Origin of the sequence: Thermotoga sp. SG1 (genome assembly GCF_002865985.1) — a bacterium.
GTDB lineage: Bacteria > Thermotogota > Thermotogae > Thermotogales > Thermotogaceae > Thermotoga.
The window spans coordinates 345,452-362,154 of the sequence record NZ_LNDD01000003.1; the positions used below are offsets into that span (position 1 = coordinate 345,452).

General features: G+C 46.4%; 18 protein-coding genes and 1 riboswitch. Of the genes, 11 read left to right on the plus strand and 7 right to left on the minus strand.

What is annotated here, in order from left to right; genetic code table 11:
* Window positions 1-51 precede the first annotated feature (51 nt).
* A complete protein-coding gene (locus AS006_RS04640; protein ID WP_199167381.1) occupies window positions 52-1,968 on the plus strand; it encodes a DUF1923 family maltosyltransferase in 1,917 nt (638 codons plus the stop codon).
* On the opposite strand, the gene ylqF is transcribed toward AS006_RS04640, so the two are convergent.
* Genes ylqF through AS006_RS04655 form a run of 3 tightly spaced genes read right to left on the minus strand, consistent with a single transcriptional unit; the run spans window position 1,931 to window position 5,924 of the window.
* The gene (gene ylqF, locus AS006_RS04645) at window positions 1,931-2,719 is read right to left on the minus strand and encodes a ribosome biogenesis GTPase YlqF (protein ID WP_101513177.1); all 789 of its coding nucleotides are present in this window, start codon (window positions 2,717-2,719) and stop codon (window positions 1,931-1,933) included. The two genes, AS006_RS04640 and ylqF, sit on opposite strands and share 38 nt — an antisense overlap.
* Complete coding sequence (locus AS006_RS04650) at window positions 2,716-4,131, minus strand: phospho-sugar mutase (RefSeq protein WP_101513178.1); 1,416 nt, start codon at window positions 4,129-4,131, stop codon at window positions 2,716-2,718. The genes ylqF and AS006_RS04650 overlap by 4 nt, the downstream gene beginning before the upstream one ends.
* Window positions 4,128-5,924, minus strand: a complete 1,797-nt coding sequence (locus AS006_RS04655) for a TIGR03960 family B12-binding radical SAM protein (RefSeq protein WP_101513179.1) — start codon at window positions 5,922-5,924, stop codon at window positions 4,128-4,130. Before AS006_RS04655 ends, AS006_RS04650 begins: the two co-directional genes overlap by 4 nt.
* A 55-nt stretch (window positions 5,925-5,979) precedes the next feature.
* On the opposite strand from AS006_RS04655, the gene AS006_RS04660 reads away from it, so the two are divergent.
* The 5 genes from AS006_RS04660 to infB are packed head-to-tail and all read left to right on the plus strand — an operon-like array spanning window position 5,980 to window position 10,356.
* A complete protein-coding gene (locus AS006_RS04660) occupies window positions 5,980-6,918 on the plus strand; it encodes a hypothetical protein (RefSeq protein ID WP_101513180.1) in 939 nt (312 codons plus the stop codon).
* Window positions 6,909-7,724 (plus strand): stage 0 sporulation family protein, encoded by an 816-nt coding sequence (locus tag AS006_RS04665; RefSeq protein WP_101513181.1) that lies wholly within the window; start codon window positions 6,909-6,911, stop codon window positions 7,722-7,724. Before AS006_RS04660 ends, AS006_RS04665 begins: the two co-directional genes overlap by 10 nt.
* A 2-nt stretch (window positions 7,725-7,726) precedes the next feature.
* Entirely contained in the window at window positions 7,727-7,948 is a 222-nt protein-coding gene (locus AS006_RS04670) for a DUF2905 domain-containing protein (RefSeq protein ID WP_101513182.1), read from the plus strand.
* A gap of 4 nt (window positions 7,949-7,952) precedes the next feature.
* The gene (locus tag AS006_RS04675; RefSeq protein ID WP_101513183.1) at window positions 7,953-8,267 is read left to right on the plus strand and encodes a L7Ae/L30e/S12e/Gadd45 family ribosomal protein; all 315 of its coding nucleotides are present in this window, start codon (window positions 7,953-7,955) and stop codon (window positions 8,265-8,267) included.
* Between the two features lie 19 nt (window positions 8,268-8,286).
* Complete coding sequence (infB, locus tag AS006_RS04680; RefSeq protein WP_101513184.1) at window positions 8,287-10,356, plus strand: translation initiation factor IF-2; 2,070 nt, start codon at window positions 8,287-8,289, stop codon at window positions 10,354-10,356.
* Between the two features lie 21 nt (window positions 10,357-10,377).
* Here the strand turns inward: infB and AS006_RS04685 are convergent, their stop codons facing one another.
* Window positions 10,378-11,079 (minus strand): family 16 glycoside hydrolase, encoded by a 702-nt coding sequence (locus tag AS006_RS04685; RefSeq protein ID WP_101513185.1) that lies wholly within the window; start codon window positions 11,077-11,079, stop codon window positions 10,378-10,380.
* Between the two features lie 78 nt (window positions 11,080-11,157).
* Window positions 11,158-11,895: a Mut7-C RNAse domain-containing protein gene (locus AS006_RS04690; protein ID WP_101513186.1), complete on the minus strand. Its 738-nt coding sequence runs from the start codon at window positions 11,893-11,895 to the stop codon at window positions 11,158-11,160.
* Between the two features lie 72 nt (window positions 11,896-11,967).
* Here AS006_RS04690 and AS006_RS04695 point away from each other — a divergent pair, with 72 nt between their 5' ends.
* The 4 genes from AS006_RS04695 to AS006_RS04715 all read left to right on the plus strand — a co-directional run bounded on the left by AS006_RS04695 (window position 11,968) and on the right by AS006_RS04715 (window position 14,462).
* Window positions 11,968-12,441 carry a peroxiredoxin gene (locus AS006_RS04695; RefSeq protein WP_101513187.1) on the plus strand — a complete coding sequence of 158 codons (474 nt, stop codon included), beginning with the start codon at window positions 11,968-11,970 and terminating at the stop codon, window positions 12,439-12,441.
* Window positions 12,442-12,486: 45 nt separating this feature from the next.
* Window positions 12,487-12,696 (plus strand): hypothetical protein, encoded by a 210-nt coding sequence (locus AS006_RS04700; protein WP_101513188.1) that lies wholly within the window; start codon window positions 12,487-12,489, stop codon window positions 12,694-12,696.
* A 38-nt stretch (window positions 12,697-12,734) separates the two neighbouring features.
* On the plus strand, window positions 12,735-13,739 hold the full coding sequence (locus AS006_RS04705; protein WP_101513189.1) for a glycosidase: 1,005 nt from the start codon (window positions 12,735-12,737) through the stop codon (window positions 13,737-13,739).
* 213 nt (window positions 13,740-13,952) lie between these two features.
* On the plus strand, window positions 13,953-14,462 hold the full coding sequence (locus AS006_RS04715) for a hypothetical protein (RefSeq protein WP_101513191.1): 510 nt from the start codon (window positions 13,953-13,955) through the stop codon (window positions 14,460-14,462).
* Window positions 14,463-14,538: 76 nt separating this feature from the next.
* On the opposite strand, the gene AS006_RS04720 is transcribed toward AS006_RS04715, so the two are convergent.
* Window positions 14,539-15,336 carry a family 1 encapsulin nanocompartment shell protein gene (locus AS006_RS04720; protein WP_101513192.1) on the minus strand — a complete coding sequence of 266 codons (798 nt, stop codon included), beginning with the start codon at window positions 15,334-15,336 and terminating at the stop codon, window positions 14,539-14,541.
* 13 nt (window positions 15,337-15,349) lie between these two features.
* On the minus strand, window positions 15,350-15,691 hold the full coding sequence (locus tag AS006_RS04725) for an encapsulin-associated ferritin-like protein (RefSeq protein ID WP_101513193.1): 342 nt from the start codon (window positions 15,689-15,691) through the stop codon (window positions 15,350-15,352).
* A 100-nt stretch (window positions 15,692-15,791) separates the two neighbouring features.
* Window positions 15,792-15,902: riboswitch (TPP riboswitch) on the plus strand.
* 52 nt (window positions 15,903-15,954) lie between these two features.
* On the opposite strand from AS006_RS04725, the gene AS006_RS04730 reads away from it, so the two are divergent.
* A complete protein-coding gene (locus AS006_RS04730; protein WP_101513194.1) occupies window positions 15,955-16,701 on the plus strand; it encodes a sulfide-dependent adenosine diphosphate thiazole synthase in 747 nt (248 codons plus the stop codon).
* Window positions 16,702-16,703 lie beyond the last annotated feature (2 nt).

The window sequence follows — 16,703 nt, forward strand, 5'->3', positions numbered from 1 at the left end:
TTCGTTTTGTTAAAATAGATGATGAAATCAATTAAATCAGGAGGGATGGCGTTGATCCTCAGAGAGATAAACCGCCTCTGTAAGGAGAAAATCACCGGAAAGAAGTTGTACGCAGTTCCAAAGCTTTGGATACCGGGATTTTTCAAAAACTTCGAGGAAAAATCTGGAAAGTATTTCGTCGATCCGTACGAATTCGGTGCAGCTGTCACAGACTGGATATTAAAGCACTCCAAGAATCTCGATTACTCTCAACCTCTTTCGTTTTTAAAAGGCGAAAGTTCTCCTGACTGGATAAAACGCTCTGTCATTTATGGTTCCCTTCCACGAGCAACTGTTTCGTACAATCACAAAGGTTCTGGCTACTACGAAGAGGATGATGTCCTCGGTTTCCGTGAGGCGGGAACGTTCTTCAAGATGATTCTTCTTCTTCCGTTCATCAAATCGCTCGGAGTGGATGCCATTTACCTTCTTCCCGTCAGCAAAATGAGTGATCTTTTCAAAAAAGGGGGAGCTCCCTCTCCGTATTCTGTGAAGAATCCCATGGCGCTCGATGAGAGGTACCATGATCCGCTTCTTGAACCCTTCGGTGTGGAAGAGGAGTTCAAGGCTTTCGTTGAAGCATGTCACATCCTTGGAGTCAGAGTGATACTCGATTTCATACCAAGAACAGCTTCAAGAGATTCGGATCTCATCAGAGAACACCCGGACTGGTTCTACTGGATAAGGGTTGAAGAACTCGCGGACTATACTCCACCGACGGCAGAAGAGCTTCCTTTCAAAGTCCCAGATGAGGATGAACTGGAGATCATATACGGAAAAGAGAGCGTGAAAAAGCACCTCAAAAAGTTCACACTCTCTCCGGATCGCATCAATCCAGAAAAGTGGGAAAAGATAAAGGAAGAAGAGGGTAACATTCTGGAGCTCATTGTGAGGGAGTTTGGAATCATAACACCTCCTGGTTTTTCCGACTTGATAAACGATCCTCAGCCTACCTGGGACGATGTTACATTCTTGAGACTGTACCTTGACCACCCGGAGGCATCGAAAAAGTTTCTCGATCCAGATCAACCTCCTTATGTCCTCTACGATGTGATAAAAGCGAGTAAATTCCCAGGGAAAATACCCAACAGAGAACTCTGGGAGTATCTTGCAAGTGTGATTCCGCATTATCAGAAAAAGTACGGAATCGATGGAGCGAGACTCGACATGGGGCATGCCCTTCCAAAAGAACTCCTCGATCTCATAATAAAGAATGTGAAAGAGTACGATCCGGCCTTTGTGATGATAGCCGAAGAACTCGATATGAGCAGAGACAAAGCGGCAAAAGAGGCGGGCTACGACGTGATACTTGGAAGCAGCTGGTATTTTGCCGGAAGAACAGAAGAGATTGGAAAACTACCAGAGATTGCAGAAAGGCTCGTTCTTCCATTCCTGGCGTCCGTTGAAACACCGGACACACCACGTATAGCCACAAGAAAGAATGCCTCCAGAATGAAAAAACTGGCACCCTTTGTGACCTACTTTCTCCCGAATGCAATTCCGTACATAAACACAGGACAGGAGATAGGTGAAAAACAACCGATGAACCTCGGCCTGGACACAGATCCGAACTTGAGAAAGGTGTTACCACCGACAGACGAGTTTTTTGGAAAACTTGCCTTCTTCGACCACTACGCTCTCCACTGGGACAGGCCTGACAGGAGTGTTCTTTCCTTCATACGAAGGTTGTTGAAGGTGAGAGAACAGCTTGTCGAGTTCGTTCTCGAAGGAACCTTTAGAAACCTCTCTAGTGAGGATCTGGTTCTGTACTCTTACGAAAAAGACGGGAAAAAACTTGTCATCGCTGCAAACGTTGGGAAAGAGACGAAAGAACTTTCCGGCGGCAGGGTTTGGAACGGAAGAAAGTGGGAAAGGAAAGGAAGGGTAATTCTCAAACCGTTGGAGTTTGTCCTTGTTCTTCGGGATTGATCTCGTCGGGTCGCTCGAAGGAGATGCGCCCCAGTTTTCCCTGAGACAGTTCTGTGAAAAACACTCTGATGGCACGATCTAGATCTGGGACTCCGCCCTTTTTGAGGAGTCCCCTTCTTTTTGCGAAGTTTTCGAAAAACGTGGTGAAATCCTCTTCGACTTTCTGATAGCGCTTGAAGATATCGAACGCTTTTTCAAAAACTTCGTGATCATCGATCCGATCTAGAGGAAGGCTTCCCACCAGAAGAAGCTTTGCAGCGAGGTCTTTGCTGAAGATGTTTTTGTAAAGAATACCCGGTGTGTCGAGGACTTTCACACCGTTTTCCAGAGAAAACCATTGTATGCCTTTTGTTATACCTGGCTGGGCACCTACTGAACTTGCTCTTTTTCCTTTCAGTTTGTTTATGATCGTTGATTTGCCCGTGTTCGGAACTCCCACAACCAGCACACGAGCGAGTCTATCAAGACGGAGTTTCCTCAGGAAGACCTGCCGGGGTTCATCCCTGTAGGTGATGATCACCTTTTTGCCCTTTTTTCTAAAGAAATCCACCCATTCTTTCGTTATCTTTTCGTCCGCCATGTCTACTTTGTTCAGAACGATGATCGTGTTTTTCCTGGAAAAATCCATTCCGTACGCCGATGTAGCAAAGGGGGCCCGGGCGTCCCGGACCTCCACAACTGTATTCACCAGTTTTAGAAGATCTTTGATCTGACGTTTTGCTTTTTCTATGTGACCAGGGTACCAGTTCACAGTTTCAGAATCTCCCTGATCTTTTTTTCACTTTCTTTCATGAGATTTTCTGCCCCTTCCCTTGTGTCTCCTCTCACATGGATGTACACCTTGAGCTTTGGCTCAGTTCCCGATGGTCTTACGAAGATCCTGGATTTCTCAAACATGAAGGCCACGGTTTCGTTTGGAATTATCCCTTTGTAACCTTTAGAGTAATCGATGATACCATCGTACTCCTTCAGAGATCTGTATATCTCTACTGCTTTGCTGACATCTTCGAACTTGAAGTTGATCAATTTTTCCATGTAGTAGCCGTACTTTCTATAGAGTTCCTCGAGCTTTTCATACGGATCGTAGTTGCTGAAAGCTATAGCAGAAAGGACACTTCCTACAACTCCATCCTTGTCTCTTGCGTGGTTACCTGCAAGGTATCCACAGCTTTCCTCAAAGCCAAAAACGAAGTTCCTGTCACCCTTTTTTGTGTGTTCTTCTATCAAATAACCGATGAATTTGAACCCTGTTGGAGTTTCTTCGAGGTAAGCGCCTCTTTCTTCACAAATGGGTCTTACCATGTCTGTGGTGACGATCGTTTTTATAACAAGGGGATTTTCCACCTTTACGTGTTCAAGTAGAAAATCTGTAAGGAGCACTCCGACCTGGTTTCCTGTGAGTCTTCTTCCTCTGTACACCACTCCCACCCTGTCACAGTCCGGATCGGTTGCAAGTCCAAGGGTCGCTTCCTTTTTGTTCAGCAAAACGAGTGCTTCATCTTCTTCGGGATTTGGAGTTGGGACCGTGGAGAAGTTTGGATCGGGTTTCATCTGTTCCTCCACGGGCCTCACTTTGAAACCAAGCCTTTTCAAAACCTCCGGAACGTAGTTTGCTCCTGTTCCATGGAGTGGGGAGTAGGCAATATCAAGACTTGTGTTCTTCGGAAGATTAGAGACGATATTTATGACTTCTTCTATGTAGGCTTCTTTCACTTCGGAAGGTACGATCTTGATAGCTCCCTCACTCACACCGGAAATATCAACCTTCTTGTATATTTCGGTGATTTCGTCCGTGTATTTTGGAATTGCTTGAACTCCATCCCAAGTGTAGACCTTGTATCCGTTGTATTCTGGGGGGTTGTGGCTTGCTGTTATCACAACTCCCGCACCGGCCTTCATGTATCTCACAGCAAAGGAGAGAACTGGCGTTGGCGTTGGTTCTGGAAACACGTAAGCTTCTATTCCTTCACCTGCAAAGACTCTTCCAGCGAGTTCTGCGAACTCTCTGGAGTTTTTTCTCGTGTCGTAGGCGATCACAACGCTTTTCAAGTTTCTCTGTTTCATCCAGAGGGCAACGCTCAGCGAAGCCCTCTTCACCGTGTCCTCATCGAACTCTCCCTTTCTCATCACACCTCGAATTCCACCCGTTCCAAACAGGATCATCCCTTTTCACCTCCAGAGAGAATATTTTGCACCTTGAATCTGGGGCAGATACCACAGAGATAGCAACCCTTCCATCTGCAATCCTCTGTAGTTTTTCCCTCGAGTGCCCTCTGGTATTCTCTCACCAAAAACTCCTTCGTGACACCCATGTCTATGTGATCCCAGGGAAATTCCTCTTCCGTTTTTCTTTCTCTCAAGTACTCCTCTGGATCTATTCCTGTCAGATCGAACGCCTTTTTCCATACGTTGAAGTCAAACATCTCACTCCACTCATCGAAAAGCGCTCCAAGTTCGTTTGCCTTCACTATGAGATCCAGAAGTTTTCTATCACCCCTCGAGAAGATCCCCTCCAGAAGACTCATCTCTGGATTATGGTACGAGACTTTTGCGAACCTTCTTGCTCTGGTAAGGATTTTGAATTTTTCGTTTGCTTCTTCTGGGGTGATCTGTCGGGCAAACTGAAACGGCGTGTGTGGTTTTGGAACGAAAACGGCCACAGACGCTGAAACCTCTTTGAATCCGATGGTTCTGACCTTTCTCAGAAGATCGATCAGTGCCTTCAGATCTTCTTCCGTTTCACCGGGAAGGCCTATCATGAAGTAGAGTTTTACCCGTCTCCATCCTGATTTCCTCGCTGCTTCCAGTGTCGAGAAGATGTCATGATCTTCTATGTTCTTGTTTATGATGTTTCTCAGACGTTGTGTGGAGGCCTCGGGAGCAAAGGTGAGTCCTGTTTTCCTGACCGACGCGATCCTGGAGGCGATCTCCACACCGAACCTGTCCATCCTCGTTGATGGGATGGAAACGGCGATCTTTTTTTCAGAAAATCTACTCAGCAGTTTTTCCACAACTTTTTCGATCTGTGTATGATCCATCGTCGAGAGCGAAAGAAGCGAGATCTCTTCGTACCCTGTGTTTTTCAGCATTTTTTCAGCGTTTTCGATGATGTTTTCGAGTGATCTTTCCCTCACCGGTCTGTAAAAAACACTCGCATGACAGAACCTGCATCCCCTTGTGCATCCGCGTGCGACTTCCACAACCGCCCTATCGTGGACGGATTCTGTGTTCGGAAGGATTTTTCTTACAGGAACTGGCTGAGCGTTCAGATCCTTCACGATCCTTCTTTTTATCGACGCTGGAAACTCAACTGATACGGGAACGATCCTTTTTCCTCGCTGCTCGTAGAAAGCGGGAACGTACACTCCTTCGATCTTTGAAAGTTCTTTCCAGATGGTTTCTCTGTTTTCTCCCTTCGTTTCTTTCAGGACTTTTGTGATCTCCAGGATGGCCTCTTCTCCGTCACCCACAAGGATCGCGTCGAAAAACCCGTAAACAGGTTCTGGATTGGAGGAACAGGGACCTCCCCCAAGAACGATGGGATCTTTCTTTCTTTCCCAGAAAAACAGTGGAATTTTTGAGAGTTTCAAAACTTCGACGACGTTGGTATAAGAAAGTTCGTACTCCAGAGAGATTCCAACTGCGTCCATCTGATAGAGCGGTGTGTAGGACTCCATCGTGTAGAGTGGGATATCCCTTTCCTTCATCTTCTCTATCATATCAATCCATGGAAGATAGCTTCTTTCTGCCCAGATATCGGGCTGGCTGTTCAGGATGTGATAGAGTATCTCGAGGCCGTAGTTTGAGGTTCCGATCTCGTAGGTGTCGGGGAAAACAAGGGCGATCCGAAGTGAAACTTCTTTCGGATCTTTTACAACACTGTTTATCTCCTTGCCTATGTACCTGCTTGGTTTTTTGACCCATGGTAGTGTTTCGTTCAGGAATTTTAGGATCATTTTTTCACCTCAATTTCGATTTTATCATTATATAATTGAATGGCGAGGTGGGAAAATGGATGAATTGATCGTGAAATATGCAAAAAACCAGCTGGAACTTTTGAAGAAAATCGTGGAAAGATCAGAAGGAGTCTCTCTCCTCATAGATGGTGAGGATCTTTCTTATCAGAGGGAAATCTCCCTGGCACTGCCCGAGTATGTGGAGAAGTTTCCACCGAAGGCATCGGACGTGCTGGAAATCGATCCAAAGGGTGAAAACATCGGAATAGATGAGATTCGATCGATAAAGGACTTTTTGAATTACAGTCCAGAACTTTACAGCAGAAAGTACGTGATTGTCCACGATTGTGAGAGGATGACTCAACAGGCAGCAAACGCTTTCTTGAAGACCCTTGAAGAGCCACCCGAATATGCTGTGATCGTGCTGAACACCAGACACTGGCATTATCTGCTTCCCACGATAAAGAGCAGGGTTTTCAGGGTGAGTGTGAGGGTACCCAGAGAATTCTGGGAAACGGTGAAGGAGAAAATTGGAGACCTGTGGAAAGAGCTTCCGCTTCTTGAAAGAGATTTTTCGATGGCTCTGGAAGCGTATAAGTTCGGTCGAGAAAAGATTCTGTCTCTTCTGGAAAACGTGAAATCTCTGGGATTCGACCAGCTTTTGAAAAAGGTAATGGGAAAGGGTCTGGAAGGTTATCTTGCCTGTAGGGAGCTTCTAGAGAGGCTTTCTGGAGTAGAACCGAAGGAATTCTTCACCCTTTTTGATCAGGTGGTGAATACCGTCACCGGTAAAGATGCATTTCTTTTGATTCAGAAAATGGTGAGAATCGTTCTTCATGAAAACGTATGGGAAGGAGTTGACGATCAGAAAAACGTTTCTTTCCTTGACTCCATTCTCAGAGTGAAGACGGCAAACCTGAACACCAGAATCACCTTGATGAACGTTTTGATCATACACAGGAAAAGAAAGAGAGGTGTTCACGCTTGGAGCTGAAAGCAAAGGCAGTGGGTGTGGAGATAATCCCAAAGGGTAAGATAATATACTACTCCGTTCCAAACGGTGAGGAATATTCAAGAGGAGATCTGGTCCTTGTGATGGGAGACTTCGGTCTTGAAGTCGGTAGGGTCCTCATACCCGTTCGTGAGGTGAGCATAGACGAGGTCGGCTACGAGTTAAAAGCCGTGATCAGAAAACTGACGGAGGAAGACATGGAGCAGCACAAAAAGAACGTGGAGGACGCATGGAAGGCCTTCCAGATCTGTAAACAGAAGATAAAGGAACACGGTCTTCCGATGAAGCTCCTCCATGCAAGGTACACCTTTGACAGATCAAGACTCATATTCTTCTTCAGTGCGGAAGGAAGGGTCGACTTCAGAGAACTCGTGAGAGACCTTGCGAAAATATTCAAAACCAGGATAGAACTGCGCCAGGTTGGTGTAAGGGACGAGATGAAGTTCTTTGGGGGCCTTGGACTGTGTGGACTTCCAGCGTGTTGCTCCACTTTCCTCAGGGAGTTCTCCAGTGTCACGTTGAAACACGCCAAAAAACAGCAGATGATGATCAACCCGGCCAAGATATCCGGGCCCTGTCGAAGATTGCTCTGCTGTCTCACTTATGAGTACGACTTCTATGAAAAGGAACTGAAAGGAATTCCCGACGAGGGAAGCACCATAACTTACGAAGGCAAACGTTACAGGGTGGTCAACGTGAACGTGTTTCTGAAAACGGTGACCCTTTTCTCCGACCAGGAGGGAGAGATGATAAAGGTCCCGTTCGATCGTTTCAGGAAGGGGGAATGAGGATGTTCCAGGGGATTGGAAAGTTTTTGATCCTCATGGGACTCATTCTTGTGGTTTTCGGAATTCTACTTGTGCTATTCGAAAAGATACCATTTCTCGGAAAGCTTCCCGGGGATATAGTGATAAGGCGAAAGAACTTCGTTTTCTACTTTCCATTGATGACGAGTTTGATCATCAGCGTGGTTATATCTCTCATTCTGTACCTGATATCCCGGATGAGGTGATGGTATGGACGATCAGATAAAGAGAAAGGTTTACAGCTACATTGGATTCGCTGTGAAGGCAAGAAAGGTTGTATTCGGAAAAGAACGTATCAGGGCGTACATAAGGGCTCCGAGAGAGAAAAAACTCATCATCATAGCGGAGGACGCGAGCGAGAGGACAAAGAAAGATACCATCGTGCGATGTGAGAACAGAAACGTTCCCTACATCGTCATGTTCACCAAAGAAGAACTGGGGAGGCTTCTGGACAAACCCGGTGTTTCCGTGATAGGCCTGGAAGAAGACAACCTGATAGAGGCTATAGAAAAGGTGGTAAAATAGACGAGGTGAGGTGATAGAAGTGGCCAGATTGAGAGTCTATGAACTGGCGAAAAAACTCAACATGTCTCCGAAAGAACTCCTTCAAGAACTGGAAGAACTCGGCGTCAGTGTGAAAAACCACATGAGTTTTGTGGATGAGGAGATCGCGAACATCATCATAGATCTGCTGGAAGAAGACAGGGGAAAGAAATCAAAGCAGCCTTCAAAACCAAAGAGAGAAAGTGACGAAGAGATAGAAAAGGAAGTCGTTGAAAAGAAAAAGAGGAGAAAAATCACATTAAAACCGGACGAGTTAAAACTCGACATAATCGCTGAAAAAATAGGTGTCCCTCAGAACAAGATCATACAGGATATGTTCGTAAAAAGGGGCATCGCACTGAGGCCGGGTCAAATCTTAAAACTCGAAGAGGTAGATCAGATCCTGAAAGAATACAAGGTGGAAGTGGAACTGGAGGAAGAGAGAAGAATTGAAGAAGAAATCGATGAATTCGAACTTCTGGAGAAGAAGTACCAGGAGCTCTACGAGAAAGAGAAGGACAAACTGGTGCCAAGACCTCCCGTTGTGACGGTGATGGGGCACGTCGATCACGGAAAGACAACGCTTCTTGACAGGATCAGGTCTACAAGGGTTGCCGAAAAAGAAGAAGGTGGTATAACCCAGTCCATAGGTGCATATCAGGTGGAAGTGAACGGAAAGAAGATCACGTTCATAGATACACCGGGGCACGAACTCTTCACAGAGATGAGAGCAAGGGGTGCCCAGGCGACGGACATCGTTGTACTTGTTGTCGCTGCTGACGACGGAGTGATGCCCCAGACGATAGAAGCGTACAACCATGCAAAGGCGGCGAACGTTCCCATCATAGTCGCGATAAACAAGATAGACAAGCCGAATGCGAATGTGGAGAAGACAAAACAGGAACTCGTGGAAAAACTCGGTCTCATCCCGGAAGAATGGGGTGGCGATACGATCGTTGTTCCCATCTCAGCGAGGACCGGACAGGGAGTGGATGAGCTCCTCGAGATGATTCTCCTCGTTGCAGAAATGAACGAGATCAAGTGTTATCCTGAAGGACCCGCAAGGGCGGTGATAATAGAGTCCAAACTGGACAAGAAGATGGGACCTGTTGCAAGTGTGATAGTGAAAGACGGTGTTCTGAGAGTGGGAGACGCCGTCGTGGCTTCCAACACCTACGGAAAGGTGAGAAACCTGTTCGACGACAGGATAAGACCTATAAAGGAGGCACTCCCGTCTCAGCCCGTTATGATCCTTGGATTCGAGGACATACCGGACGTTCACTCGAACGTTTACGTGGTGGAAAGTGTGGAAAAGGCGAAAAGTATCGTTGAAAAAAGACTGGAAAAGTTGGAGTCTCAAAAACAGACGAAAAAGCACGTAAACCTGGAAGAACTCATGAAGATGATGCAGGAAAAAGACAAAAAGATCCTGAACCTCATTCTGAAAGCAGACACCTACGGTTCGGTTGCGGCACTGAGGAACGCCATAAACAAACTCCAGTCCAGGGAGATAGAGCTGAACATCGTCCATGCTGGAGTTGGTGAGATCAGCACCAGCGACGTCATGCTGGCTGCAGCCGTGGACGGTGTGATACTCGGTTTCAAGGTGAAGGTGAACAACAAGGCCAGGATACTTGCAGAGCAGGAAGGAGTTGACGTGAGGACGTACTCCATCATCTACAAACTCGTTGACGATCTGAAACTAGCGTTGGAGGGAATGCTGGAGCCCGAAGAAGTGGAAGAAGTGATCGGACATGGAGAGATAAAAAAGGTCTTCAAGATCTCAAAGGTTGGAAAAGTTGCCGGTGTTCAGATGCTGGATGGAAAGGCAGACAAAGATGGTTTTGTGAGAATCTACAGAAACGGCCAACTTGTTTTTGAAGGAAAGATAGAGAGCCTAAAGCATTACAAAGAAGACGTGAATGTCGTTGAAGCACCACAGGAATGCGGTATAAAATTTGCGGGCTTCGACGACATACAGGAAGGAGATGAACTCGAGTTCTACGTGATAAAGAAGGTAAAGAGAAAACCTACTTTTGTAGAAGAGCAGACGGTTCAAGAACAGAAATGAAGGGGCAGAGCCCCTTCTTTTTTATTCGATGGTTTCGACTCTTACATTGTCGAAGAAGACGGTCTGGAAGGTTGTTGCCATTCCTATTCCTCCTGAGAAGACGTCGGAGTCAGTAACATCGATGACCTTTTTTCCGTTCAGAAAAACTTCGATCCTTTCTCCTTCTGCAAGGATTTTCAAATACATCCAGTCGCCACTCAATTTAACACCCTTGTTTTCTGCTATCTTCATGTCTATGCTTCCTGCGAACTTGTGAAGGGCCACACCGTACTCTGAGAAAGATACGTAGAAACCTTTCTTTCCATCTTCGGAGAGCCTGAAGTACACTCTTCCTTCTGCTGAGCCTTCTCTTTTCAAATTACACTCGAGTGTGAGATTCGTCCACTCACCCAGAGTGAAAATCCCCCGGCCTATATCTGCTCTGAGGACCTTCCCGATAGTTTTGTCTGCTTGAACTCCCTCTTCAACGTGAGGAGCATTAAATCCTTCAAGAACTTTCCATGGTCCAAAGGGGGCCACTTCTCCTTGACCGTACGATTCGAAGTCTTCGAAGAGATCTTCTGTTCCTGTTGGTTTTACCACTTTGAAACCAAGTTCCACTTCTGGTACCTCCACCTTCACTTCGGGAAGGGGAACGGGAACCTGTACCCTTGATTCACAGCTTGTTCCCACAAAAAGAATCATGGCACCTACGATTACAAATAACAGAATCAGCCTTCTCATAATAACACCCCCTTGAAAAATCTTGGGTAAAATTATATCATGTTTTCTTTAAAATACAAATTTGTAACAAATTGAAAATCAATTCAGATTTTTCTTTATGAACTCCACCATGTGATCGTAGTGTGAGCCTTTCCAGTAGACCCTTCCACAGTTTGGACAGCGCACGAATTCATCGAAGAGCTTGTAAACTTTTGGAGGAACTCTGTCTTTCACACTCTCTTTTGGGACTTCTTCGAATTCTGTGTTGCATTCGATGCATCTTGTGAATGGCTTCATCCATCTCTTCAGATCGTACCTTTCCACCACTTCCATCAGTTGTTTCTTCGGGTCGGTGTTTCTCACATAGTAGCCGAAGACGAGTTCTTTTCTCTTCAGCAGACCTACATCGCGGGACAAGAGTATGGCATTCTCTTGAACTGCCTTCCTGCAGAGTTTTTCGTCGTCTTCTTCACCGAAGAAGGCGTAAAAGCCAAGCATTCTGAGGAACCTGGCGAGCTTTCCAAGGTGGATGTCGAGAACAAAACGGGGTTCACCTTCGTACCTTGGGGTGACAAGCCATTCTGAAGGAATCTCTATCGTCTTAAACTCAGGATACACGCAGAAAAATTCACCATCTTCCACCATGTGATCGAAATCGACAGGTTTTCCGTTCAGTGTGATAAAACTCACTTCAACGTGTGGCACCCCCAGTGCCTCTATTCTGTCCTTCACCGTTTGAAATCCTGTGAAGTGGTGAATTTTCACTCTTTCGTTGTCTTTGAAGAAATCGTTCAATCTACCGAAGAATCTGAAAAAGGCGATTTTTTCGTATTTCATTCTGTATCCCTCTTGTGGTAGAATATCAATGTATATCAGTGTATAAGTTTTACCTAAGTGGAGGTGGTCTTCATGTTGAAATCTGGTGATAAGGCGATCGATTTTGAACTGGTGAACACAGAATTGAAAAGAGTGAGACTTTCAGACTATTCAGGAAAAAACGTGGTTCTCGTTTTCTATCCCGGTGCGTTCACGAGTGTCTGTGAAAAGGAATTGTGCACGTTCAGGGATTCCCTCTCCAAGTTTAACAGATTCAACGCGGTTGTTCTTGGTATCAGTGTGGACAGTCCCTTCGCAAACAAGGCTTTTGCGGAGAAGAACCGTATCACGTTCGACCTTCTCTCTGATTTCGGTGGAAAGATGGCATCTCAATACGGAGGAGTACACGAGAACTTCCTGGGTATTCCTGGCTACACCGTTGCAAAAAGGGCAGTCTTCATCGTGGACGGTAACGGAACGATCGTCTATTCATGGGTGTCCGACGATCCAGGGAAAGAGCCTGTTTACGAAGAGATAGAGATGGAACTTGAACGTCTTTCAGGATAAAAGACCGGGCGATCTTTCCGATAAAAGATTCGGGGAGGTGGTAGTTTGAGAGTAGATGGTGTCGGATACAATCCAGTTTATCCGAACCATCCGGTGCAGCGCTCTCTGTCCAACGGTAGCACTCCCGTTATGAGTAAGGAGCAGATGGAGCGGATCCTTTTCTTCTCCCTCTATCAGCAAGCAGGCTTGAACGTGAAACTGGTGAGGATCGCAGGAGAGCTTTACTCTGGAAAAACACTGGATCAACTTGTGTGAAAGGGCAAGATGCCCCTTCACTCGTGGGGGAGTGGGGCATGGCAGAGGAGATTTTAAGAAAACTCCTTTTTCATAAAAGATCGCTGAGAAAAGACGAAACGATCGACATTTTCAGAAGGGTGACCTACTTCTTTCCCAAAGATTTCGTTCTCACGAACTACCCCAGACAACCCGTTGCCGTTTTCAACCCGGGAGCAGTCCTCGTGGGAAAGAGCCTCCATGTGTTTCCGAGGGTGATATTCGATTACTACAAGTACGTGTCGTCGATTGGCCACTTCGTGGTGGACATCGATGAACTGCTCAGCAAAGAAGTGAAAAGACCCATAGAGATGGAGGTCGTTTTCTGGCCACGAGACATTCAGGAGTTCCTCGGCTGCGAAGATCCAAGGGTCTTTTTCAGAGACTCCCAGTTCGAGATACTGTACACGGCAAAAGGATACAAAGACTGGTCGCAGGAAGGGAAACCGCACACGGACTTTCTTGCTTACGCTGTTTTGGATGAAGATCTGAATCTTCTGGAAAAGAAATACATCTCCATAAGAAGCACGCTCGGTGATTTCATCCCCGTTTCGATGAAGGACAGTTCTTTTGTGGAATCGAACGTGATACTGACCAGAATAACGGTGGGAGACACCAAAGTCTGCTGGCGTGGAAGGATGGAAGGAGATTCCATAGATCTCTACAGTCTGGACCCGGTCTTCTTCCCCGAAGAATGGGAAACGAAGGTCGGATGGTCCACCAACGCTATCAAAGTGAAGAAAGGTTACCTCATAGGCTGGCATGCGGTTCTCAAAGACCTCACCTACAAAAACGGTCTGGCACTTGTGGACAGCAGGGGGAAACTCCTTGGAACAACGAACTACGTTCTCTCACCAAAAGGCGTGATCGAAGAGTACGGTGACAGGATCAGGGTGATATTCGGCTGTGGACTTGTGGTATACGAAGGAAAGGTGATATGGATAGGTGGTGTCTCCGACTGGGCGATAGGTGTGTTCGAGGCCGACGAAGGTGAGATCATGAATTTAATGAAAGAAGCAACATGATTTTAACAGTAGAGTGGTATCGTAATTTCGTGAGGTGAGAACGTGTACAGTTTCGTACTCTTCGAGCAAGGAATTCTAAGTGATATGATAATGTGCACTACACCAAAGAGCCGGCCCTTCAGCGGACCGGGGGTTTCTGCGTGACCGCTGAGCAGAAATCGAGGGGCCGGCCAGAAGGTCGGCCCCTTTGTTTTTCAGAAGGAGGTGAAAGAAATGAGAGTTCAGATCGGAGAGCCTATCCTGGGAACATCACGGTTCAGAAGGTTCGATCTTGGAGGATGCTCTCTGATGATCGGAAGGGAATACACAGGGAAGCTGCCAGATATCGATTTCTCTGCAAAGAGCGTTCAGGAAATCGGAGAAGATCTGATGAACACACTGGACGAATTCATCCTGGAAAGAGACGGAAAGGTGTTCCTGAAACTGACCAGTCCTCTCACACTTCGTTACTCAAAAGATCTGACAATCAGGATAGATCCGTCCTTGACTCCTGCTTTTCTCATCTTCGAAGATTTTGAAGATGGCAGAGGATGCGTTGTGATGGCAAGAACCGAAGAGACGGCAGAAGATCTGATCAAAAGATTCGATGAAACGGTGAAATGGCCAGAAGACTTTCCAGGCTTTCTGAGAGCAGTGAAGAAGAACGATCATGTACTTGGAGTGGTGGGGAGTGTTGGAAAGGTAACAGGAATATGGACGAGGGGAAATATCGTGGTAATTTAGTTCTCCAGTTCATTTCACCAATGAAAAATGAAAGAAAGTGGGGACATCATCCACTATCCCCACTTGAACTTTCAGTTCAGAATGCTAGATACACCATCGCTTCAGGATTGACCACGTAGAAAGTGAACGTCTCCGTCACAAAGAGCCTTACGCTGTCTTTTTCCCTGTCTTCGTAGCCTATCGACAGATCCTGTCCAAGAATCAGCTTGAAATCTCCTCCTCGTTCGGATACAACAAGAGCGTCTTCGATTCTGGGTGTGGTGATGACTCTTCCTCCGAGAAGTTCCGTCACCCTTTTTTCGAGGGGATAGTACCCAGTCTCTTCCTTCAGGAAGTTGATCCATCTGTCAGTGTTTATGACGAGGGTGTAGGGACCATCTATACCGTCTTTCGAGAACGTCGAAAGAGCCCTCACCAGAGATTCAAGAAGGTCCTTTGAAGAATTCCCAGACTGGATCTTTCGTTCCTCTTTGAAGGAAAGAAGGCCTTTCACGCCGGACTTTTCGCACCCCTCGAATATCACTTCATCTTCGAACTCTGCCACCTTTCTCACGGTCTCTTCCAAACTGGAGAGATCTATGTTTTCTTTTCCCCTCTCTAGATTGTCGAGTTCCCACAGCTTGAGGGTAAATGTCGCTCTCAACTCGATCAGTGGAAGGGATTTTCTCAGCCCCCATTTCACGGCTTCATTCTCCTCTGAAAGCACTTCAACCTCTCCAAGCGGATGAGCAGCGTACTCCCAGCCGTAAGGACCTTCTACATCGATGAATCTTCTTCCATAGAGTTGTGTTTTGAATATCTCCCTTGCTCTTTTGTCTATTTCCTGCCATTGTCTTTCTGTCAGAGGAGCAAATGATCTTTTCAGAAATTCCATGATTTCACCCCTTTCAAATCTTTCTTATACCGAGATCCCCGCCTGTAGAGGAGTCACTGGAGGTTTCCTCTTCTATCTCCGTAATCGGCCTGTCTGTGAACAGATAGGTTCTGAGTGCCTCGTCCCAACCCGGCATGTTTCTTCTCAACCACTCAAGAAGCATCGCCGCATGTTCCATCTCTTCGTTTCTGTTGTGTTCCAATATCTTCCTCACGGTTTCATCTTCCGTGGTTGCAACTCTTTGATGGTACCAGGCAACCGCCTCTATCTCCTCCTTCAAGCTATTGAGAGCTCTGACGAAATCTCTGTCTTTTCCTGTGAGTTCAGAAACCGGTTCGTGGTACTGATCTGCCATTTTCTCTCACCTCCATTGAATTCTTTTGAAAATGAAACGTCCACTTAAATTTTACCACAAAAGTATGTATTAGAATCTCACTGTAAAAAGTCAAATAAGACCCTTCCCCAGGGGGAGCTCCTATTCCGGGGCTGAGAGGAGGACGGAAGTCCTCGACCCCTAGAACCTGATCCGGGTAATACCGGCGGAGGGAATGGGGAAGGAAAAGAAAAAACCCCTCCGCCATGTGCGGAGGATTTTATTTTTATAAGGGAGGTGTCTTCATGAAAGATGTTCTGATTTCCAGACTCATCGTTGAGAGGTACTTTGAAAAACTCAGAAACAGTTTAGAACTGGATGTTGCCATCGTTGGAGCAGGTCCAAGCGGACTCACAGCAGCGTATGAACTGGCAAAGAAGGGTTTCAGAGTAGCGGTTTTCGAGGAAAGAAACGTTCCAGGTGGAGGCATCTGGGGCGGCGGAATGATGTTCAACGAAATCGTACTGGAGAAAGAACTTGAAGACTTTTTAAAAGAGCTCGAGATCAATTACACCTTGAGAGAAGATCACATCGTGGTGGATTCTGTTCACTTTGCTTCTGGTCTTCTTTACAGAGCAACAAAGGCAGGTGCCTTACTTTTCAACAACGTTTCTGTGGAGGATGTTGCCGTTCAAAACGATAGGGTGTGTGGTGTTGTGGTGAACTGGGGGCCCACGGTGAGGCTGGGACTCCACGTTGATCCCATCACGATAAAGGCTTCCTTCACTGTGGATGGGACGGGACATCCTGCGAACGTGGTATCTCTTCTTGCAAAGCGTGGACTCGTCGAGATGAAAACAGAGTTTCCCATGGATGCCGATGAAGCAGAGAAGTTCGTTGTGGAAAACACCGGAGAGATCTTTCCAGGACTTCTCGTTTCTGGAATGGCAGTATGCGCTGTCTACGGCGGTCCCAGAATGGGACCGATCTTTGGGGGTATGGTTCTGTCCGGTCAGAAGGTTGCGAAGTTGATAAGTGAAAGGCTGGGGTGAGA